Raw genomic sequence first — 20,148 nt, forward strand, 5'->3', positions numbered from 1 at the left:
ACATCGCTGGAGGATTTTCAAATGACCCAATCTGCTGCCCTGAGCTTTCCGCTCGGTGAGACCATCGAGATGCTGCGCGATACCGTCGCCAGATTTGCCGCGGACGAGATTGCGCCGCGCGCGGCCGCGATCGATGCGGAGAACCAGTTTCCCCGTGACCTGTGGAAGAAGCTCGGCGATCTCGGCCTGCATGGCCTGACCGTGGGCGAGGAATTCGGCGGCAGCGGGCTCGGCTATCTCGCCCATATCGTGGCGATGGAGGAAATCTCCCGCGCCTCGGCCGCCGTCGGGCTGTCCTACGGCGCGCATTCGAACCTCTGCGTCAACCAGCTCAACCGCAACGGCAATGCGGCGCAGAAGGCAAAATACCTGCCCAAGCTGGTGTCCGGCGACCATATCGGCGCCCTCGCGATGAGCGAGCCCAATGCCGGCTCCGACGTCGTCAGCATGAAGCTGCGCGCCGACCGCCGCGGCGACCGCTATGTTCTCAACGGCTCCAAGATGTGGATCACCAATGGCGGTGATGCCGACACCCTGGTGGTCTACGCCAAGACCGAGCCGGACGCCGGCACGAAGGGCATGACCGCCTTCATCATCGAGAAGGGCTTCAAGGGGCTGAGTTTCGGCACCAAGCTCGACAAGCTCGGCATGCGCGGTTCCAACACCTATCCGATCTTCTTCGAGAACTGCGAGGTGCCCGCCGAGAACGTGCTCGGCGCGGAAGGCGGCGGCGTCCAGGTCCTCATGAGCGGGCTCGACTACGAGCGGGCAGTGTTGTCCGGTGGTCCGCTCGGCATCATGGCGGCCTGCATGGACGTGGTGCTGCCTTACGTCCACGATCGCAAGCAGTTCGGTCGCAGCATCGGCGAATTCCAGCTGATGCAGGGCAAGCTCGCCGACATGTACACCACCTGGCAGGCCTGCCGGGCCTATGTCTATGCGGTGGGCCAGGCCTGCGACAGCGCGGACCATGCGCGCTCGCTGCGTAAGGACGCCGCCGGCGCCATCCTCTACGCCGCCGAGCGTGCGACCTGGATGGCCGGCGAGGCGATCCAGGTGCTGGGCGGCAACGGCTACATCAACGAGTATCCGACTGGCCGGCTGTGGCGCGACGCCAAGCTGTACGAGATCGGCGCCGGCACCAGCGAGATCCGCCGCATGCTGATCGGACGGGAGCTGTACGCCGAGACGATGTGACGGGCGACCTCGGTCGTCAAGCGGAGCCAATCCCATGCAAGCCCTGAAAACCCAGATCAATCCCCAGTCGGACGAATTCCGCGGCAACGCTGCAGCGATGCGTGCGGTGGTCGACGACCTGCGCGTCAAGGCGGCGGAGACCGCCCTCGGCGGCGACGAGGCGTCGCGCGCCAAGCACACGGCGCGCGGCAAGCTGCTGCCGCGCGATCGCGTCGCGCAGTTGCTCGATCCCGGCACGCCGTTCCTGGAGATCGGGCAGCTTGCGGCGCTCGGCATGTATGACGGCGACGCGCCGGCGGCCGGCCTGATCGCCGGCATCGGCTGCGTCCAGGGCCAGCACTGCATGGTGGTGGCGAACGATGCCACCGTGAAGGGCGGCACCTACTACCCGATGACGGTCAAGAAGCACCTGCGGGCGCAGGAGATCGCCGAGCAGAACCATCTGCCATGCGTCTATCTCGTCGATTCCGGCGGCGCCTTCCTGCCGCGCCAGGACGAAGTGTTTCCCGACCGCGAGCACTTCGGCCGCATCTTCTTCAACCAGGCCAATATGTCCGCCAAGGGCATCCCGCAGATCGCGGTGGTGATGGGCTCGTGCACGGCTGGCGGCGCCTATGTGCCGGCGATGAGCGACGAGACCGTCATCGTGCGCAATCAAGGCACCATCTTCCTCGGCGGTCCGCCGCTGGTGAAGGCCGCGACCGGCGAGGTCGTCACCGCCGAGGATCTCGGCGGCGGCGATGTCCACACCCGTATCTCCGGTGTCGCCGATCATCTCGCCGAGAATGATGCCCACGCGCTGACCATCGCGCGCCGTATCGTCGCCAACCTCAATCGCGTCAAGGCGATGCCGGTGGCGATGGCCACGAGCGAGGAGCCGCTGTATGACCCCAGCGAGATCTACGGGGTGATCCCGCAGGACACCCGCAAGCCCTACGACGTGCGGGAGATCATCGCCCGCGTGGTCGACGGCTCGCGCTTCGACGAATTCAAGGCGCGCTACGGCGCGACGCTGGTGACCGGGTTCGCGCATCTCTATGGCATGCCGGTCGGCATCGTCGCCAACAACGGCATCCTGTTCTCGGAATCGGCACAGAAGGGCGCGCACTTTATCGAGCTGTGCGCGCAGCGTGGCGTGCCGCTGCTGTTCCTGCAGAACATCACCGGCTTCATGGTCGGCCGCAAATACGAGAACGGCGGTATCGCCAAGGACGGCGCCAAGATGGTGACCGCGGTCGCCACCGCCCAGGTGCCCAAGATCACCATGCTGATCGGCGGCAGTTTCGGCGCCGGCAATTACGGCATGTGTGGCCGCGCCTATTCGCCGCGCTTCCTGTGGATGTGGCCGAACGCGCGTATCAGCGTCATGGGCGGCGAGCAGGCCGCCGCCGTGCTGGCGACGGTCAAGCGCGACGGCCTCGCGCGCAATGGCGGGGCGTGGAGTGCCGAGGACGAGGAGCGCTTCAAGGCGCCGATCCGTGCCCAGTACGAGGAGCAGGGCCATCCCTATTACGCCACTGCGCGGCTGTGGGACGACGGCGTCGTCGATCCCGCCCAGACCCGCCGGGTGCTCGGCCTGTCATTCGCCGCGACGCTCAACGCACCGATCCCGTCGACGAAGTTCGGCGTGTTCCGGATGTGAGGATGATCATGCCCGATTGCTCTCAGCCACACCTCAGCCGCTCGCTGCGCGATGCGCCCGCAACCAGGCCGGACGTCAAGCCAGACGTGGAGACTGCGCATGTTTAGCAAGATCCTGATCGCCAATCGCGGCGAGATCGCCTGCCGCGTCATCAAGACGGCGCAGCGTCTCGGCATCGCCACCGTCGCTGTGTATTCCGAGGCCGACGCCAATGCCCGCCATGTGCGGATGGCCGACGAGGCCGTGCTGATCGGCCCGCCGGCGGCGCGCCAGTCCTATCTGCGGGGCGACGTCATTCTCGACGCCGCGCGGCGCACCGGCGCCGAGGCCATTCACCCGGGCTATGGCTTTCTGTCCGAGAACGAGGACTTTGCCGAGGCCTGCGAGAAGGCCGGCATCGTCTTCATCGGGCCGCCGGCGTCCGCGATCCGCGCCATGGGCTCGAAGTCCGCCGCCAAGGCGCTGATGGAGAAGGCCAACGTGCCGTTGACGCCGGGGTATCACGGCGACAACCAGGACGCAGCCTTCCTGGCGCAGCAGGCCGAGCGCATCGGCTATCCCGTGCTGATCAAGGCGAGCGCCGGCGGCGGCGGCAAGGGCATGCGCCGCGTCGACGCGCCTGCGGATTTTGCCGCCGCGCTGGCGTCCTGCCAGCGCGAGGCCGCCAACGCCTTCGGCAGCGACCATGTGCTGGTCGAGAAGTATGTGCTGAAGCCGCGCCACATCGAGATCCAGGTGTTCGGCGACAGCCTTGGCAACTGCGTCTACCTGTTCGAGCGCGACTGCTCGGTGCAGCGGCGCCACCAGAAGCTGCTCGAGGAAGCGCCGGCGCCCGGCATGACGGCGGAGCGCCGCGCGGCGATGGGGCAGGCGGCGGTGAATGCGGCCAAGGCTGTCGGCTATGTCGGCGCCGGCACCGTGGAGTTCATCGCCAACCAGGACGGCAGCTTCTACTTCATGGAGATGAACACCCGCCTGCAGGTCGAGCATCCGGTGACGGAGATGATCACCGGCCTCGACCTCGTCGAGTGGCAGCTGCGGGTCGCGAGCGGCGAGCGGCTGCCGCTGCGACAGGAGCAACTGGCGATCGAGGGCCATGCCATCGAAGCGCGCATCTATGCCGAAGACCCCGACAGGGGCTTCCTGCCCTCGACCGGGCGCCTCGTGCATCTCGCGCCGCCGCCGGACAGCGACCATGTCCGCGTCGACACCGGCGTCGAGCAGGGCGACGAGATCACGCCATATTACGACCCGATGATCGCCAAGCTGATCGTGTGGGGCGTCGATCGCCGCGAGGCGCTGGCACGCCTGCGCCAGGCGCTGGCGCAGTACCGCGTGGTCGGGGTGTCGAACAATGTCGATTTCCTGGCCAGGCTGGTCGCGAATCCGTCCTTTGCCAACGCCCAGCTCGATACCGGACTGATCGAGCGGGAGCAGGCGCTGCTGTTCCCGCCCGGGGACCATGTGCCCGATGACGTCTGGCTGATCGCCGCGCTGGCTGAGCTGCTGCGCGAGCGGCGGGTGGCCGCAGCACAGTCGTCGGCGGCCGCCGATCCGCAGTCACCCTGGCGACGGCTCGACGGCTGGCGTCTCAACGGCGTCGCCGAACGCAGGCTCAGCCTGCGCGTGCGCGACACGCTCCAGGAGGTGGGGGTGTCGGTTGCCGCTGGGAGCTATCGGCTTACGGTGGGCGGCCGCAGCGTTCTCGCCAACGGAACTGCCAGCGAGGGCAGCAAGCTCCACGCCCAGTTCGGCGACCGTCGCCTTCATGCGGTGGTGGTGATTGCGGGCGAGCGCCGTCAGGTGTTCTTCGAGGGGCATTCCTGGCCGGTGACCCTGATCGACACGTTGCATGTCGGCGGCGAGGGCGATGACGTCGAGGGCGGCTTGCGCGCGCCGATGCCGGGCAAGGTCGTCACCCTGGTCGCGCCGGTCGGCGCGACGGTGGAAAAGGGCGCACCGCTGCTGGTGCTGGAGGCGATGAAGATGGAGCACACCATCACCGCGCCGCGGAAGGGGATCGTCAAGGCGTTTCACGTTGCCGCGGGCGATCAGGTGTCGGACGGCGCCGATCTCGTCGACTTCGAAGCGGCCGAATAGCGGGCGGGCGCACGAGGCGGCCATTCGCGCGGCAATGGCAGGCATTGCCGCGCGGACGGTTCTGTCAGCTCACTTGACCAGTGGGCACTCGCCGTCCTTCAACGGACGGAATGCCTGATCCGCGGGGATGACGGAAACGATCTTGTAGTAGTCGTAGGGCTTTTTCGACTCGTCGGGGGTCTTGACCTCGACCAACAGCATGTCGTGCACCGCCCGGCCATCGATCCGCACCGTCGTCTTGCCGAACAGCGGATCGTCGATCGGGCCCATATCACGGATGGATTTGACGACGGCGGCGCCATCCTGAGTGCTGCCGGTCTTCTTTACGGCGGCGAGATAGGCCAGCGTCGCCGAGTAGGCCCCCGCTTGGGTCATCGAGGGATAGCGTCCCTTGTTGCGCTTGGCAAAGCGCTCGCCGAAGGCTCGCGTCTTGTCGTTCAGATCCCAGTAGAACGCCGTCGTCAGCATCAACCCTTGCGCCGTCTTGAGGCCGAGGGTGTGAATGTCGGAAATGAACAGCAGCATGCCGGCAAGCTTTTGCCCGCCTTGCAGCAGGCCGAATTCAGAGGCGGCTTTGATCGAGTTGATGGTGTCGCCGCCGCCATTGGCAAGCCCGATGATCTGGGCTTTGGAGGCCTGCGCCTGCAGAATGAAGGAGGAGAAGTCCTTGGTGTCCAGCGGATGGCGCACCGACCCCAGGACGGTGCCGCCGTTCTGTTTGACGACATCGGCCGTGTCGCGCTCCATCGCATGCCCGAAGGCATAGTCCGCGGTCATGAAGAACCAGCTCTTGCCGCCGCTTTTGGTGATGGCAGCCCCGGTTCCATGCGACAGCGCCCAGGTGTCGTAGGTCCAGTGAATGGTATTCGGTGTGCAGGCCTTGCCGGTCAGATCCGAACTCGCCGACGCGGTAAACAGCGCCACCTTGTTCTTGTCACGGGTGACGGTGGCCACCGCCAGCGATGTTGCGCTGGTCGGAACGTCGACCAGAACATCGACATTCTCCGTATCGAACCATCGCCGCGCGATCGCGGCAGCGATATCGGGCTTGTTCTGGACATCGGCGGACACGATATCGATCTTCAGCGTCTTGTCGGTTGCTGCGAAATCCTCCACGGCCATTTGTACGGCTTCCACCGCGCCCTGACCGCCGATGTCCGAATAGAGGCCCGACATGTCGGCGAGCACACCGATCTTTACGGCGGTCTGTGCTGACGCGCTTGCGGCAATAGCCATACTCAGCGCGGCAAGCGATATTGCCGCGCGCCCAGTTCCCAGCATTTCCAGTCTCCCTTGTGACGGCCGTCAGTTAGCCGTTCAATTAAAATCACTAGGGTGGAATGCCGATATCCGTCAAGCGATCGGCACTGGTCTTCGAACCGGTGAGATCAATTGTCTCGGCTGGAATTCCGACGCGGGAAATTTGCGTGGAATGGAGCTGGCGTGAAGCCCACGTTCATCGTCGGGGTCCGTCGTCGCGGGCATGGCGAACTGCACAGGGAGAGCAAAATTCCGCGACCGCGACGCGTTGATGCCAGGTCATTCGGTCGGATGTCGTCGCTCACCGCACCCGAGCGTTTGCGATCGAGGTGACACTGGTCCGCATGAAGAAAAACGCGTCAGAACAAAATGAGAGCGCATTCGCGCTTTCATCCAAAGTGAATGCGCTCTGGGGTGCCACCGCTCACGGCGGCGCTGTGCTCGTCCGGCCGTCGGCAAATGTGCCATTAACCGGGGCAGCCTTCCGTTCCCTCGGGCTGCCAGCCGGCCGTCGCCGAGATGGCGCGGGCGTGGGCGAGCAGCGTGGTCGGCGTCGGGCCCGTGAGGTCGTCGTCGAGAATGCCGATGGGGCCCATCATGGTGATGGCCGCGATCATGAAGCCGGTCTGGTCGAAGATCGGCGCCGAGAACGAGGTGAAGTTCGGCAACAGGGCGTCGCGGCAGCGGCTGATGCCGTCGCGCCGTATCGTCGCCACCATGTCCTCGACCTCGGCCTTGGTCGCCGGCACGTCATCGATGCGTGCGTGCCGGGAATGCTCTTCCTTCAGCTCCTGCTCCAGCATCTGCCCGGTGACGGAGCGCGGCAGATGGGCGAGGAAGTTGCGGCCGAGCGCCGAGCGCAGCAGGCTCAGCACGCTGCCGACGCGCAGCTCGATAATCGGCCGGCTGGCGCCGCCCTCGACGCGATAGATGATGGTCGGCCCGCGATTGCCCCACACTCCGAGGAAGACCGTATGCCCGACGGTCGTCGCCAGCTCGGTCATCGCGGGCCGGGCCGCCGTGAACACGTCGAACTGCTCGATCGCGGCCATGCCGAGCTTGAGCGCGTAGGGGCCAAGGGCATAGCAGCCGGTGTCGGCCTCCTGCCGGACGATGCCGACGGCCTGAAAGCTCACCAGGTAGTAGTGGACATTGGCCGCGGACATCCCGGTGTTCGCCGCGATCATCTTGAGCGGCACGGGGCGCAGCTCGGTGCGCAGATAATCGAGGATGCGAAAGCCGATCTCGATCGACTGGATGCCGCGCCGGCCGCTGCGCTCCGGTTTGACGACTTTGCCGGACCTGGATGTCGCGGCCGCTGCCGACGACGGCCCCGGTGCTTGGCTGCTGCGCGGCTTCTTCACTGAAAGTCCTTAATAATCATAGCGTTATTCGATTCTATCCAGCGCCGCATTATTGGGCGTGGTCCGCCGGACATTCAAGCTTGCGTAATTTGATAATATCATATCTATCTGACTAAATAAGAATGAGGGTTTCGAGGCGGCCGTCAGGCGGGGGCTCGGAGGCCACGGATCAGGGGAATGGCGATGGACGCGACAACGGTGACGGCTTCGGCCGGTCACGATCTCACCCGCAGCGAGGAACGGCAGGTCGTGCTGGCCTCGACACTCGGCACGGTGTTCGAGTGGTATGACTTCTTCATCTACGGCTCGCTGGCCGTGTTCATGAGCTCGGTGCTGTTTCCGCCGGATAACCCGACGGCGGCCGTGCTGGCCTCGCTCGGCGCGCTGGCCGCCGGCTTTGTCATCCGCCCGATCGGCGCGGTGGCGTTCGGGCGCATCGGCGATCTCGTCGGGCGCAAATACACCTTCCTGATCACCATCGTGATGATGGGCGGCAGCACCGCGTTGATCGGCTTCCTGCCGACCTATGCGGCAGTGGGCCATGCGGCATGGATTGCGCTGGTGGTGCTGCGCCTGATCCAGGGGCTTGCGGTCGGCGGCGAATACGGCGGCGCGGTCATTTATGTGGCCGAGCACTCGCAGCCGACCCGGCGCGGCATGCTGACCGGCTGGATCCAGATCACCTCGTCGGTCGGGCTTGCGCTCTCGATCGCGGTCATCATCGGCACGCAGAGTCTGATGAGCGAAGCTGATTTCAAGGCCTGGGGCTGGCGCATTCCCTTCATCATCTCGCTGGTGATGCTGGCGTTCTCGATCTACGTCCGGGCCAAGCTGCATGAATCGCCGGTGTTCGCGCGCCTCAAGGCGGAGCGGCGGCTGTCCAAGAATCCGGTCCGCGACACCTTCGGCCGCTGGTCGAGCCTGCGCCTTGTGCTGATGGCGTTGTTCGGCGCGACGGCCGGCATGGGCGCGACCTACTTCACCGGCCAGTTCTATGTGATGATCTTCATGCAGCAGGTGGCGAAGATCGACCTGCAGACATCCTACGTCCTGATGGCCGTCGGTCTGGTCATCGGCGCGCCGGCCTTCATCTTCTTCGGCTGGCTGTCCGACCGGATCGGTCGCAAGTGGCTGATGATGGCGGGGCTGCTGCTGTCAGCGCTGTGCTATCGGCCGATGTTCGCCGCATTGCTGGATGCGGCCAATCCGCAGCTCGTCGCGGCCACCCATGGCGCGCCCGTTACCGTACATGCCGACAGCGCCAGCGAAGCCTGCCGGTTCGGTCTCGCCGCCGCGCTGCTCAGCACCCATGGCGATCACAGCAAGCCCTGCGTGCAGGCCAAGAAGCTGCTGATCGCCGGCGGCATCAACTTCAGTTATGCGCCGCCGGTCGACGGCCAGGCCGTGGCGATGACGGTGAAGGGAACGACGATCCCGGGCTACGATCCGGCGGCCTACCGCAAGGCGCTGGCTGACGCCGGCTATCCGGCCAAGGCCGACCCCGCCAAGGTGTCGTCCGGCACGATCATTGTTCTGCTGGTGGTCATGACCATCATCGTGGCGATGATCTACGGGCCGGTGGCCTCGTTCCTGGTCGAGGTGTTTCCCGCCAACATCCGCTACACGGCGCTGTCGTTCCCGTATCACATTGGCGCAGGCATCTTCGGTGGCTTCCTGCCGTTCTTCGCCACCTACCTGTCACTGGCGGTCGGCGATGTGTTCGCGGGGCTTTGGTACCCGGTCGTGATTACGGCGGTCACCCTCGTGATCGGCACCATCGTGCTGCCGAACCGGCCGAAGCTCGAGACCGACGGTTAGCAGCCGAGCTGCGCAAAACCACGGGCTGCCGGATCGGCGGCCCGTGGTCCTTCATCTCCTCGCATCTTCAGGCCGGTGCAATGACTTCCCGACACATCCGCAGCTACAAGGCTGCTGTCATTCAAGCAGCGTCAAACCCGAACGATACCCTCGCGGCAGCGCGCAAGGCGGCAGACCTGATCGGGCAGGCCGCCCAGGCTGGAGCCCGGCTGGCGGTCTTTCCCGAGGCTTTTCTCGGCGGCTATCCCAAGGGCAACTCGTTCGGCGCCCCGGTCGGCCAGCGCAAGCCGCAAGGGCGCGAAGCCTTCCGCACTTACTGGGAGCAGGCGATTGATCTCGATGGCCCGGAGGTCGAGGCCATCGCCGCGGCGACGGCTTCGACCGGCATCTTCGCGGTCATCGGTTGCATCGAGCGCGAGCAGGGCACTCTGTATTGCACCGTGCTGTTCTTCGATGGTGCGAACGGTCTCATCGGCAAGCACCGCAAGCTGATGCCGACCGCCGGCGAGCGGCTGATCTGGGGCTTCGGCGACGGTTCGACCATGCCGGTGTTCAAGACTTCGCTCGGGACCATCGGCGCGGTGATCTGCTGGGAAAACTATATGCCGATGCTGCGCATGCACATGTACAGCCAGGGCATCAGCATCTATTGCGCGCCCACGGCGGACGATCGCGACACCTGGCTGCCGACCATGCAGCACATCGCGCTGGAGGGACGCTGCTTCGTGCTTACGGCCTGCCAGTATCTCAAGCGCGGCGCGTTCCCGGACGATTACGAATGTTCGCTCGGCAACGATCCCGAAACCGTGCTGATGCGCGGCGGCAGCGCCATCGTCAATCCGCTCGGCAACGTGCTGGCGGGACCGGATTTCGACGGCGAGACGATTCTGTATGCCGACATCGATCTCGACGAGGTGGCGCGCGGCAAATTCGACTTCGACGCGACTGGACATTATGCGCGACCCGACGTGTTCCAGCTTGTCGTCGACGACCGGCCGAAGGCCGCGGTGTCCACGCTTGCCGGCGCGCCGGCCAGGATCTGAGAGGGCGCATGCTGTTTGATTTTGCCGAGCTCGCGGCGGACATCCGCTACAAGATCCTCACGGCGACAGTTACGCCGCGTCCCATCGCATGGGTGACGACGCGCTCGCGCGACGGCGTCGCCAACGCGGCGCCGTTCAGCTTCTTCACCGTGCTGGGACATGAACCGCCGACCGTTGCGCTCGGCCTGCTGCGCCATCCGGACAGGGGGCTCAAGGATACGGCCGCGAACATCCTTGCGAGCGGTGAGTTTGTCGTCCACCTCGTGCCGCGGCCGATGGCCGAGGCCATGAACGCGACCTGTGTCGACGCGCCGCCCGACGTCGACGAACTCGCACTCGCCGGCCTGCGCACCACGCCGTCGCAGTTGGTCTCACCGCCACGCATTGCCGACTGTCCGGTGGCCTTCGAGTGCCGCAGCATCCTGAACCAGGAGACCGGACCACGCCAGATCGCCGTGATCGGCGAGATCCTGTGTGCCCATGTCGCCGATAGGTTCGTCCTCGACGCCGGCAAGGGCTATATCGATACGCCGGCGCTCGATCTCATCGCGCGCATGCACGGCAGTGGCTGGTATGCGCGTCCGGCGGATCTGTTCCAGCTGGAGCGACCGCGCCGCATCGGCTGAAACGGCTGCCGCAGACCCGTCGCGGTGGCCGGGGGCGGGCCGACGCGGCTGACAGGCTCTCAGCGCGCTCCTTTGGCGCGGAGGACGGCCGGTATCGTCTGCAGCAGGATATAGAGGTCGAGCCAGAACGACCAGTTGCGGATATAGAACAGATCCAGCTCGCGCAGGGCCTGCAGGTCGCCATCGCTGCGGGCGGACACCTGCCATAATCCGGTGATGCCCGGCAGCACGCTGGACCGCAGCGACTGGAAATCCTGGTCGAACTGTTCGGCATGGTAGGGCGGAAGGGGGCGTGGCCCGATCAGGCTCATGTCGCCGCGGATGACATTCCAGAGTTGCGGCAGTTCGTCGGCGCTGGAGCGGCGCAGGAGGTTGCCGATGACGGGCAGAATGCGCGGATCGTTCCGGAGCTTGAAGAATTTCTGCCACTCGGCGCGTGCCAGCGGGTCGCGACCGAGGTGCTCCTCGAGAAGTCGTTCGCTGCTCACATGCATGGTCCGCAGTTTGTAAACCGCGACCATCGTCCCCTGGTGGCCGATGCGTCTCTGGACGTAGAACGCCGGCCCCGGGTCGATCAGCTTGACCAGAGCGGCGGCGACGGCCACGACCGGAAGTGCCAGCAGCGCGATGGGGATGGCGAGCAGAAGGTCGAACATCCTCTTGAGCAACTGGTTCTGCCGGGATCCGAGATTGCGGCGGATCTCGACGCCGATCATCGTCTCCAGTGCGCGGGTGTGGACCCAGGGGCCCTGGATGTTGTGGATGTCCTCGATCAGCATGAAGCGGCAGGACGGCGCGAAAGCGCGGCAACCGCGCGGGATCGCCGCCAGATCGCCGGCGGTCGCGAAGATGGCGATTTCGATGTCGGCGGGCGGTCTGAAGTGGCTGAAATCGGCGGTCGTTCCGATCACGGGCAATGGGAACGAGCTGCCTTTCAACGTGCGGTCCCTGGCCGGGCGGATCAGTCCGACGGGCTTGAGGCCGAGTTCGGATTTGCGCACCAGCAGCTCCGCGAGCTCGCGGCACTGGCTGGCCTTGCCGACCAGCACGGTTGTCGCTCCCCACAGGTCGGCATGGGTCAAGAGCGATCTCACGACCGCTTCCATGTAATGCCCGATCACCAGCAGGACCGTCGCATTGGTGAGCTGGAGTGCGACGAGATCGATGACATTCTGCCGTGGCTGCTCCACGACCGCCCAGACCGCGACGACCCCCGCAATGCCGAGGGTTCGCTGGCGGAAGCGCTCGTAAGGCCCGGGGCCAGACCCGGAGTAGAGGCCGGCGATGGCAAATGCCAGGATGACGAGCAGGGCGGCGGCGGGATGGGTTGCCGGCAAGGGCAGTCCAGCCGCGCGCGCCAGCATGTAAGTGATGACGCCCGCGGCCAGGATGGCCGCGAGATCGCCACAGATCAGCGCCGCCACCACCGTGGCCTTGCGGTGCCGGTGGGCAAGCGCGAAGTCAAGCGCGGGCTTGTGCGCGCCGAGGCGTGCAGGGGCGGCATCATGCAGGTTCAGACCCTGGTCCACCATACTGGCAACGTCCTTCCCTCGAAGCCCATGCATGATCCCCCCGCCGGACGGCAAGGGGATCGCGGCTTGCCGCCTGCTATTCGGCTGCAATTCCGGAGAAATGCCGCTCGTTCTTTACCCGCTCCGCGATCCACCGGTAGGTGGGAATGAGCCCCTGCCGCAAAGGCGTCTTGGGCTCCCAGCCGAGAACCGTTCTCAGCCGCGAATTGTCGCTGTTGCGCCCGCGTACCCCCTGGGGCTTCGAGGTGTCGTGGCGCTTGATCACCAATTTCCCGGCGATGGTGGCGATGATGTCGACAAGCTCGTCGACAGTGACCAGTTCGTCCGTCCCGAGATTCAGCGGGCTGGCATGGTCGGAGCGCATGATGCGGTGAATGCCCTCGACGCAATCGTCGATGTACATGAAGGACCGGGTCTGCTTGCCGTCGCCCCAGATCGGCAGCTCGTCGCCGCTGTTGAGGGCCGCAATCTTGCGCGAGATTGCTGCCGGGGCCTTCTCCCGGCCGCCATCATAGGTGCCGAGCGGTCCATAGACATTGTGGAAGCGGACGACGCGCGTCGGGAATTGCCAATCCTCGGTGAAGTACTGGCAGAGCTTTTCGGTGTACAGCTTCTCGAGGCCGTAGCCTTCTTCCGGATCGGCGGGGAAGGCGTCCTCCTCGCGCAGTGGAACGACATCGGGAGCGCGCTGCAGGTGCTGTGGATAGACACAGGCCGACGAGGAGAACAGGAAGCGCTTGATCCCATTGCTGCGGGCTGCCTGCAGCGTATGCGCGTTGATCAGCGTGTTGTTGATGGTGATTTCCGCATGGAAGGCGCTGATATAGCCGATGCCGCCCATGTCGGCCGCGAGATGGTAGACCTCGTCGATCTTCTTGGTGACACGCAGGCACTGCTTGTAGTCACGCAGGTCGGCGATCATGAATTCGTCGGCGGATGTATCCTCGTATTCGGGATTCTTGAGATCGACGCCACGAACGACGTAGCCATGCTCGACCAGATACTTGACCAGGTGATGTCCGATGAAGCCGCCAGCGCCGGTCACCAGCGCTACCTTCCCGTTGCGCATCTTGTGCCTCCATTAGGTCGCCCTCGCGTGCCGATGTCATTCTTCGCGCAAGGGTTGTTCGCTCCGACCCTGTGATCTTATCTGGCGACCTCCAAACTCCCGATTGCAACGAGGTGGTAGTCCGAAATCGCCGATCGGGGCGGAATATTCGCTGATGGGCCGTGCGGCATGCCCGGGCGAATATCCTCCTCAGTAGAGGACAAGATTGCCGTTGGGCTCGATCCCGGCGCGGTGCAGTTGATCCCAGTCGAAGACGGCATGTCCCCACGCAAACCGCAGTGCGGCGCCGTCGCGGGGGATACGATAGACGTTGTGGTCGAACAGGTTGTTGCCGGTTTCGATGACGAACGCGTTGGCGTCGTAGGGACCGACGTCGGAAGCGGCGCCCGCGCAGGCGGAGCCCTCGAAGGTCGTTTCGTTGTCGTGAACGCGATTGTTGCGGGTCTTGTAGGTCCCGCCCGATTTCCGGGAACGGCCCTGGTCTGCCAGGATGATTCCGCACTTGCCGGCGTCGGCGGTCAGCGTATTGCCATAGACCTCGACATCCTGTGACGCGGCGACCAGGATATTGTTGCTCCAGAACCAGATCCGTTCGCCCCTGCCGTTATAACGAAGCGTATTGTTGCGGATCACGGCCGCGTACGAGATTTCGTGAAAGATGCCGGCATCGCTGTTGCGCTCGACGATATTGTCCTCATAGAGGACGTCGCGGCATTCGATGTCGCACCACAGGCCGGGGCCGCGATTGTTACGCACGAGATTGCCGCGCATGACCACCCGTTCGCTGACTGCCAGTTTGACGCCTCCGGCCTCCCAGGTGATCTGGAAGTTTCGAATGTTGTTGTCGTCGATGGTGTTGTGCTCGATCACGATGTCGTGCCCGACACCGGTAATGCCGATCTGGCCGTTGTGATGGATGTCGCAATCGCGGACGCGGGTGCCAGATCCGGCAGCCATGCCCGCCGCACTGTTGAGCCGCAGCTCACAGTTCTCGACGGTCCAGCCCTTGGCGTCCTGGGCCTGGATCGCGCCCTTCTGCGCCACGCTGGCATATTTCTCGATCGTGATGTTCCTGATCAGGACGCCTGGCGCCGCGCTCTCGAATGCGAAAGAAGCCGCGGTGGCTTCGACCTTGCGGCCTATGGGATTGTCCGCGAAATAGATCTTTGCTGCGGCATGGTCGAAATAGAAGCGCCCGGGAGCGACGTCTGCCTTGGCCAGCACCGGTACGAGAGGGCGGTCGTCGATGAACAGGCCTTCCGGCAGATTGCACGCCGGTGCCGATGCCGCGCAGCTTCCGACCCGCCGGCCCTGCTGTCGCTGCTCGTCGATAACCCAATAGCTGTCCTCGCGGTTGAACTGCACCAGCCCGTCGCTGCCGTTCAGGATGGTGTGGCCTTCGCCATAGAAGCGCTGATTGGCGAGTGGGCGGACGGACTGAACGCGATGAATGCCGTTCTTCAGGCACAGCGTGGCGCCCGGGCCTGCGCGATCCACAATCGCCTGTATCGATGCGCCGGGCTCGACGGGGATTGAGCCGGCGGGACAGCGTGCGTCGATGACGCCCGGCCAGGCTGGCGCGATGGCCAATGTCCAGAGCGCCGCGGTCAGGCAGGTGATGATGGTCGATGCGTGCCGGCCCGCACGAACTGGCGCGCTGTTGGTGGCCGCCATAGGTCGTTGCCCTGCATGTAGCGATAGATCATCGTCGTGCCAATGCCGAAGCCGATCAGGCACCAGAACCACACGCCCTGCATCGGCGCCTCGAGCGCGACATCGAACGAAGCGTTGATCAGGCAGGATAGAGTATAGCAGGCGATGAACAGCAGAAAGCCGATCCATTCCCGGGGCCCGCGACGGAACGCAAGCGCGATGGCGCGAAGCAGCATGCCAAACCAGGAGGTCAGAAAAACGCCCCATAGCACCAACCCCGGTACGCCTGCGCGTGCCAGGATCGTCATGTTGCCATTGTGCGGGCTGCGCAACGGCCGCTCACTATGGGCGCTTGCAAATCCGTCTTCGACGCCAAGGTTGACGCCAAATCCGCGACCGGTCCAGAAATAGGGGCCATGCACCGTGTTGGCGATGATGATCCGCCACCATTTTTCGCGCCATTCCTTGGTATCCTCGGTCTGAGCGCCTCCCTGGCCGACAATGCTTGCGACATTCTCGATGACCTGCGCCGAGCTGACCCGCCGCTCGGTGGACACGCGCGCTTCCTGCTGGCTGGAGAGGCTTGTTTCGAGGAGCAGCGAGATGGCGAGCAGGGCCAGCCCGGCAGCGCTGAGAGCGATGAGCTTGCGCGCCTTGCCGAGCATGATCGCAGCGCAAACGACCGGAACCAGATAGGCGAGCAGCGCGGCGCGACTGACGGCGCTCACCATGATGACCGCGCAAAGCAGGCAGATCATCCAGATGGCGGTGGGCTTGCGTAATCCCGCCAGCGTAAACACCGTCGCGCCGGCAAGATGAACAGCGACCTCGCCGGCGCCGACCCAGATGATACTGACGGTCGTGCCAGGGATGTTCGGCAGGAGGTCCTGAAAATAGAAGCTGAGGGGAAAGATGACTGGAGCCGCGGGGACATAGATGCCGATAAAAACACGATAGTAACGAATGATCGCATTGATGCGGCGATAATCGTCGATCAGGAGCGCGGCAACGACAAAAGCAAAGCCACCGTAGACGATAATCACACTGTCGCGCAATGCATCGATGCCATAAGTGCCGAGGTATGGCAGCGTGCACGACAGCGTCCAGCCGATCAGGATGGACAGCAGGAGGCAGGGCGGGGAGGCTAACAGCGCGACAAGGCAGCCAGATCGCGCGAGATAGAGGAGCCCCGCGGTGAAGGTGAGTTCACCGACAAAGATCGGTCGATAGCCAAAGTAGGCAAAACCTTTTCCGAGCAGGGCATAGCCGAACAGAACGCAGCACAGCGCGACGAGGTAGTGGTCGCCGGGGCGTACGGAACGTGGACGGGAGGAGACGCTGGCCATGAAATGCCCCGGCGATTGTCTTGACGTTCGGTTCCGACGATTGCGTCCAATCCGCTATCTGGAGATCAAGGTGACTGTCTTGTGGCCATGTGCCTGGTCCGTCGTCGGCAAGCGGGACTCCGAGGCGGGGCTCGCGGCTTCGTCAAACGACAGCAGGCGTGGCATCTCGCTCTTGACGTCAATGACGTCGCCGGGCTCGACCGCCGTCGTTTCGTCGGCATCCAGAACGGCGGCGCGGCCGCCTCGCATGCGCGTGATGGTGATCACGTGCCTGACGCCTTGGGCGGTGGCGCCGCCGGCGTAGCGAAGCTTGATGTCTCGCGTTCTGACGGCCGCGGGCAAGGTAATTTCAAGCTCATTGAGGTGGTCGCGGGTTTGCTGCAGCTCGAGCGCGATCTGCCGTTTGAATGCAGCGTCGACTTCCTTGATCTTCAGGTCGAGGTTTCCCGCTTCGACGCGAAGGCGCGAGACGTCTGACAGCAGTCGCCAGACGGCGGCCTCCTGGTTGGCTTCGAGGACGCGATAGTTGAAATCGTTGTTCTGGGTTCCCAATCCCTGCTTCAGCAAGGCGCCGTAGCGATCAATCTGCTGCCGGATCATGTCGAGCTGCTTCTTGCCGGCATTACCCTGCTCGCTGTTGGCGTCGATCTGTTCCTTGAGAAGGGGCTTTTGCGATCGCAGCAGATCGATCTGACCGCGCTGGATGGCGGCCTGGGTGCGGAAGCTGTCCTGCTCGTTGGCGATGATCTCCAGCATCTCCTTTTGATTGGCCGCGCCACCGAGGTCGGGGGGCGAGAACGTGTCGAGCCCGTCACGCTGCGCCTCGAGACGGGCCTTGCGCACCAGCATGATGCGGTTCTGCAGCGTCAGCTGCCGGACCCGCTCCTCGGCAAGCAGATATTCGGAAACCGCCGTGAGACGCAGGATCTCGCCGGGCCCGAAGCCGCCTGCGAGAGCAACAGCGCTTTGTGCCGTGCTGCCGTAGCGGAAGGGGTAGGCGCCCGGCAGGCGCACGTCGCCGAGCACATAGAGCGGACGCAGTTCGGCGATGCGCACGCCGACTGACGGACTGCGCAGCAGCCCGTCCGCGAGAAGCTTTTCCCCGATCCGCTTCTGGCATTCGGACAGGGTGAGGTCCTTGACGTCGACGGCGGTGGCCAGTGGAATACTGACAAAGCCGGCGTCGTCGATGAGCAGGTCGCCCGACAGCTCCGGTTGACCGAAGACGATCACCGTGATGCGGTCGCCGGGGGCCAGCCGGTAGGTATGGCTTTCCAGATCATCGGCGCGTGGCGCGCCCGGAGACAGCAGCAACGGCAGGCAGAAGACCAATGGAAGGAGCTGGCGCCGTGCCAGCCGCCGAACGTCGCCGAATATCGTCCATTCCCGGTATCGGTTCACTGGCATTCCCTGCGTTTGCCGCTCGCTGCGTTGTCGTGTGTCGTATCGGCCGAAATGTTGTCGGAGCGCTCGTCCGGTTGTCCCAAGACTAGTGGTTGCGTCGGCCGTGCTCCTGAAAAACAGGGACTATCGGCGCGCTCCTCGGAGGTACTCCTCTGGGGGTAGCTTTGTTCGCGCCGGATAGTTCTTAAGCCCCTCGTTGCAATCCATGAGGGCGGTTGTTGACGATTGCGGGCTTCCGCCAAGATGACATGCCGGTATCCGACCGGCGGATCATCGATGAACGGGAGTTGTATCGTGAAAAAGCGCGTTCTGGTGACGGGCGGAGCAGGGTTCCTCGGTTCACATCTGTGCGCCCGGCTGCTCAATCAGGAATGCGAGGTGTTGTGCGTCGACAACTTCTTCACTGGTATGCGCCGCAATATCGAGGGATTGCTCGATGAGCCGGCATTCGAGGTGATGCGGCACGACGTCACGTTCCCGCTCCATGTCGAGGTCGACGAAATCTACAATCTGGCCTGCCCGGCATCGCCGATCCACTATCAGCGTGACCCGATCCAGACCACGAAGACAAGCGTGCTCGGGGCGATCAATATGCTCGGGCTCGCCAAGCGGTTGCATGCCCGTATTCTGCAGGCGTCCACCAGTGAGGTTTATGGCGACCCCGAGGTCCATCCGCAGACCGAAGATTATTGCGGTATCGTCAACATGGCCGGCCCGCGCGCCTGCTATGACGAAGGCAAGCGATGCACGGAGACGCTGTTCTACGACTACAAGCGGCAGCATCGGCTGAGCATCCGCGTCGCGCGGATTTTCAACACCTATGGCCCCAACATGCATCCCCAGGACGGCCGGGTGGTGTCCACCTTCATTGTGCAGGCGCTCAAGGGCGAGCCGATCACGATATTCGGTGCGGGGACGCAGACGAGATCGTTCTGCTATGTCGATGATCTCATCGATGGCTTGACGCGACTGATGAACGTGTCGCCGGAGGTCGACGGTCCGGTCAATCTCGGAAACCCGACCGAGATGACGATGCTGGAGCTCGCCGAGCTCATCATCGCGATGACCGGGGCACGCTCGAAAATCGAGTTCCGGCCGCTGCCGCAGGACGATCCGCGCCAACGCCGGCCTGACATCACGCGCGCGCGCGAACTGCTGCACTGGACGCCACATATCGGCGTGGAAGAGGGGCTCGGCAAAACCATCGCCTACTTCGACAGGTTGCTGGCGAATCCCCGTGAAGCCGACAAGCTCGTCTGGAGGCTCCCGCAATGAATCCGGCGAGCGCTGAAGACATGGAGCGGGGCAATGTCCTCGGTGTCGATGTCAGTGCCATCGCCATGGCGGATGCAATCGCGACGCTGGAGCGCTGGATCGCCGAGGGCCGCCGCGAGTATGTCTGCGTCACCGGGGTGCACGGCATCATGGAATGCCGTCGTGATGCGGCGTTGCGTCAGATTCACAACGCGGCGGGCATGGTGACGCCGGATGGTGTTCCGCTGGTGTACTTTCTCCGCCTCACCGGCAAGAAGCACACCCAGCGCGTCTACGGACCCGATCTGATGCGGGAGATGACCGCGCTGTCCGGCGAGCGCGGCTACCGGCATTTCTATTACGGCGGCGATGTCGGTGTTGCCGAGAAGCTGAAGGAGGTGCTGGTGCGCTCGGTCCCCGGCTTGCGAGTGGTGGGGACGCTCTGCCCGCCATTTCGCGCCCTGACGGTCGAGGAGGATCGCGCCGTCGTCGATGTCATCAATGCCGCGCGACCGGACATCGTCTGGGTCGGGCTGAGCACCCCGAAGCAGGAGCGCTGGATGGCGGCGCATCTCGGGCGCATCGAAGCGCCCGTCATGATTGGCGTCGGCGCCGCATTTGATTTCCTGGCAGGAACGAAGCGCCAGGCGCCGAGGTGGATGCAGCGCCATGCACTCGAGTGGCTGTTCCGGCTGTGCTCCGAGCCGCGACGGCTGTGGCGACGCTATGCCTATATCGTGCCGGGATTCGCATTTCTCGCCGCGGGCGAGTTGTTGCGCCGCGCAGTGCATCGATCGAGCTCTGCTCCCGATGCGCTGTCGCGTGACTACAGGTGACCGA

At 64.5% G+C, this 20,148-nt stretch carries 15 protein-coding genes; 8 read left to right on the plus strand and 7 right to left on the minus strand.

From position 1 onward, the window contains the following. Positions 1-21 precede the first annotated feature (21 nt). From AB4Z37_RS16615 to AB4Z37_RS16625, 3 genes are all read left to right on the plus strand, one after another. On the plus strand, positions 22-1,197 hold the full coding sequence (locus tag AB4Z37_RS16615) for an isovaleryl-CoA dehydrogenase (protein WP_441517848.1): 1,176 nt from the start codon (positions 22-24) through the stop codon (positions 1,195-1,197). A gap of 34 nt (positions 1,198-1,231) precedes the next feature. Next, positions 1,232-2,839 (plus strand): carboxyl transferase domain-containing protein, encoded by a 1,608-nt coding sequence (locus tag AB4Z37_RS16620; RefSeq protein ID WP_441517849.1) that lies wholly within the window; start codon positions 1,232-1,234, stop codon positions 2,837-2,839. A gap of 99 nt (positions 2,840-2,938) precedes the next feature. Further along, entirely contained in the window at positions 2,939-4,939 is a 2,001-nt protein-coding gene (locus AB4Z37_RS16625) for an acetyl/propionyl/methylcrotonyl-CoA carboxylase subunit alpha (RefSeq protein ID WP_441517850.1), read from the plus strand. Positions 4,940-5,008: 69 nt separating this feature from the next. Here the strand turns inward: AB4Z37_RS16625 and AB4Z37_RS16630 are convergent, their stop codons facing one another. Both AB4Z37_RS16630 and AB4Z37_RS16635 read right to left on the minus strand, forming a co-directional pair. Continuing rightward, positions 5,009-6,220 (minus strand): ABC transporter substrate-binding protein, encoded by a 1,212-nt coding sequence (locus AB4Z37_RS16630; protein ID WP_441517851.1) that lies wholly within the window; start codon positions 6,218-6,220, stop codon positions 5,009-5,011. Between the two features lie 446 nt (positions 6,221-6,666). After that, complete coding sequence (locus tag AB4Z37_RS16635) at positions 6,667-7,563, minus strand: IclR family transcriptional regulator (RefSeq protein WP_441517852.1); 897 nt, start codon at positions 7,561-7,563, stop codon at positions 6,667-6,669. Positions 7,564-7,746: 183 nt separating this feature from the next. Here AB4Z37_RS16635 and AB4Z37_RS16640 point away from each other — a divergent pair, with 183 nt between their 5' ends. The 3 genes from AB4Z37_RS16640 (at position 7,747) to AB4Z37_RS16650 (ending at position 11,050) form a co-directional block, all read left to right on the plus strand. Then, positions 7,747-9,381: an MFS transporter gene (locus AB4Z37_RS16640; protein WP_441517853.1), complete on the plus strand. Its 1,635-nt coding sequence runs from the start codon at positions 7,747-7,749 to the stop codon at positions 9,379-9,381. Between the two features lie 80 nt (positions 9,382-9,461). After that, the gene (locus AB4Z37_RS16645; RefSeq protein ID WP_441517854.1) at positions 9,462-10,424 is read left to right on the plus strand and encodes a carbon-nitrogen hydrolase family protein; all 963 of its coding nucleotides are present in this window, start codon (positions 9,462-9,464) and stop codon (positions 10,422-10,424) included. Positions 10,425-10,432: 8 nt separating this feature from the next. Then, complete coding sequence (locus tag AB4Z37_RS16650) at positions 10,433-11,050, plus strand: flavin reductase family protein (RefSeq protein WP_441517855.1); 618 nt, start codon at positions 10,433-10,435, stop codon at positions 11,048-11,050. 59 nt (positions 11,051-11,109) lie between these two features. Here the strand turns inward: AB4Z37_RS16650 and AB4Z37_RS16655 are convergent, their stop codons facing one another. The 5 genes from AB4Z37_RS16655 to AB4Z37_RS16675 form a co-directional block, all read right to left on the minus strand. Further along, complete coding sequence (locus tag AB4Z37_RS16655) at positions 11,110-12,582, minus strand: exopolysaccharide biosynthesis polyprenyl glycosylphosphotransferase (protein ID WP_441517856.1); 1,473 nt, start codon at positions 12,580-12,582, stop codon at positions 11,110-11,112. A 76-nt stretch (positions 12,583-12,658) separates the two neighbouring features. Next, complete coding sequence (locus tag AB4Z37_RS16660; protein ID WP_441517857.1) at positions 12,659-13,651, minus strand: NAD-dependent epimerase/dehydratase family protein; 993 nt, start codon at positions 13,649-13,651, stop codon at positions 12,659-12,661. Positions 13,652-13,840: 189 nt separating this feature from the next. After that, on the minus strand, positions 13,841-15,325 hold the full coding sequence (locus AB4Z37_RS16665) for a right-handed parallel beta-helix repeat-containing protein (RefSeq protein WP_441518026.1): 1,485 nt from the start codon (positions 15,323-15,325) through the stop codon (positions 13,841-13,843). Further along, the gene (locus AB4Z37_RS16670) at positions 15,259-16,650 is read right to left on the minus strand and encodes an O-antigen ligase family protein (protein WP_441517858.1); all 1,392 of its coding nucleotides are present in this window, start codon (positions 16,648-16,650) and stop codon (positions 15,259-15,261) included. The genes AB4Z37_RS16665 and AB4Z37_RS16670 overlap by 67 nt, the downstream gene beginning before the upstream one ends. A gap of 54 nt (positions 16,651-16,704) precedes the next feature. Further along, the gene (locus AB4Z37_RS16675; RefSeq protein ID WP_441517859.1) at positions 16,705-18,057 is read right to left on the minus strand and encodes a polysaccharide biosynthesis/export family protein; all 1,353 of its coding nucleotides are present in this window, start codon (positions 18,055-18,057) and stop codon (positions 16,705-16,707) included. A gap of 291 nt (positions 18,058-18,348) precedes the next feature. On the opposite strand from AB4Z37_RS16675, the gene AB4Z37_RS16680 reads away from it, so the two are divergent. Continuing rightward, positions 18,349-19,329 carry a UDP-glucuronic acid decarboxylase family protein gene (locus AB4Z37_RS16680; RefSeq protein WP_441517860.1) on the plus strand — a complete coding sequence of 327 codons (981 nt, stop codon included), beginning with the start codon at positions 18,349-18,351 and terminating at the stop codon, positions 19,327-19,329. Then, a complete protein-coding gene (locus tag AB4Z37_RS16685) occupies positions 19,326-20,144 on the plus strand; it encodes a WecB/TagA/CpsF family glycosyltransferase (protein WP_441517861.1) in 819 nt (272 codons plus the stop codon). The genes AB4Z37_RS16680 and AB4Z37_RS16685 overlap by 4 nt, the downstream gene beginning before the upstream one ends. Positions 20,145-20,148: the final 4 nt, after the last annotated feature.

Source organism: Bradyrhizobium sp. 2TAF24, from assembly GCF_052115025.1.
Classification (GTDB): domain Bacteria; phylum Pseudomonadota; class Alphaproteobacteria; order Rhizobiales; family Xanthobacteraceae; genus Bradyrhizobium_A.

What these genes read in the sequence shown, in the direction of transcription:
- AB4Z37_RS16640 (WP_441517853.1), top strand. Translation starts at nt 7,747, where the DNA reads ATGGACGCGACAACGGTGACGGCTTCGGCCGGTCACGATCTCACCCGC.
- AB4Z37_RS16645 (WP_441517854.1), top strand. Translation starts at nt 9,462, where the DNA reads ATGACTTCCCGACACATCCGCAGCTACAAGGCTGCTGTCATTCAAGCA.
- AB4Z37_RS16670 (WP_441517858.1), bottom strand. Translation starts at nt 16,650, where the DNA reads ATGGCCAGCGTCTCCTCCCGTCCACGTTCCGTACGCCCCGGCGACCAC.
- AB4Z37_RS16650 (WP_441517855.1), top strand. Translation starts at nt 10,433, where the DNA reads ATGCTGTTTGATTTTGCCGAGCTCGCGGCGGACATCCGCTACAAGATC.
- AB4Z37_RS16655 (WP_441517856.1), bottom strand. Translation starts at nt 12,582, where the DNA reads ATGGTGGACCAGGGTCTGAACCTGCATGATGCCGCCCCTGCACGCCTC.
- AB4Z37_RS16620 (WP_441517849.1), top strand. Translation starts at nt 1,232, where the DNA reads ATGCAAGCCCTGAAAACCCAGATCAATCCCCAGTCGGACGAATTCCGC.
- AB4Z37_RS16660 (WP_441517857.1), bottom strand. Translation starts at nt 13,651, where the DNA reads ATGCGCAACGGGAAGGTAGCGCTGGTGACCGGCGCTGGCGGCTTCATC.
- AB4Z37_RS16665 (WP_441518026.1), bottom strand. Translation starts at nt 15,325, where the DNA reads ATGGCGGCCACCAACAGCGCGCCAGTTCGTGCGGGCCGGCACGCATCG.
- AB4Z37_RS16630 (WP_441517851.1), bottom strand. Translation starts at nt 6,220, where the DNA reads ATGCTGGGAACTGGGCGCGCGGCAATATCGCTTGCCGCGCTGAGTATG.
- AB4Z37_RS16675 (WP_441517859.1), bottom strand. Translation starts at nt 18,057, where the DNA reads ATGCCAGTGAACCGATACCGGGAATGGACGATATTCGGCGACGTTCGG.
- AB4Z37_RS16685 (WP_441517861.1), top strand. Translation starts at nt 19,326, where the DNA reads ATGAATCCGGCGAGCGCTGAAGACATGGAGCGGGGCAATGTCCTCGGT.
- AB4Z37_RS16625 (WP_441517850.1), top strand. Translation starts at nt 2,939, where the DNA reads ATGTTTAGCAAGATCCTGATCGCCAATCGCGGCGAGATCGCCTGCCGC.
- AB4Z37_RS16615 (WP_441517848.1), top strand. Translation starts at nt 22, where the DNA reads ATGACCCAATCTGCTGCCCTGAGCTTTCCGCTCGGTGAGACCATCGAG.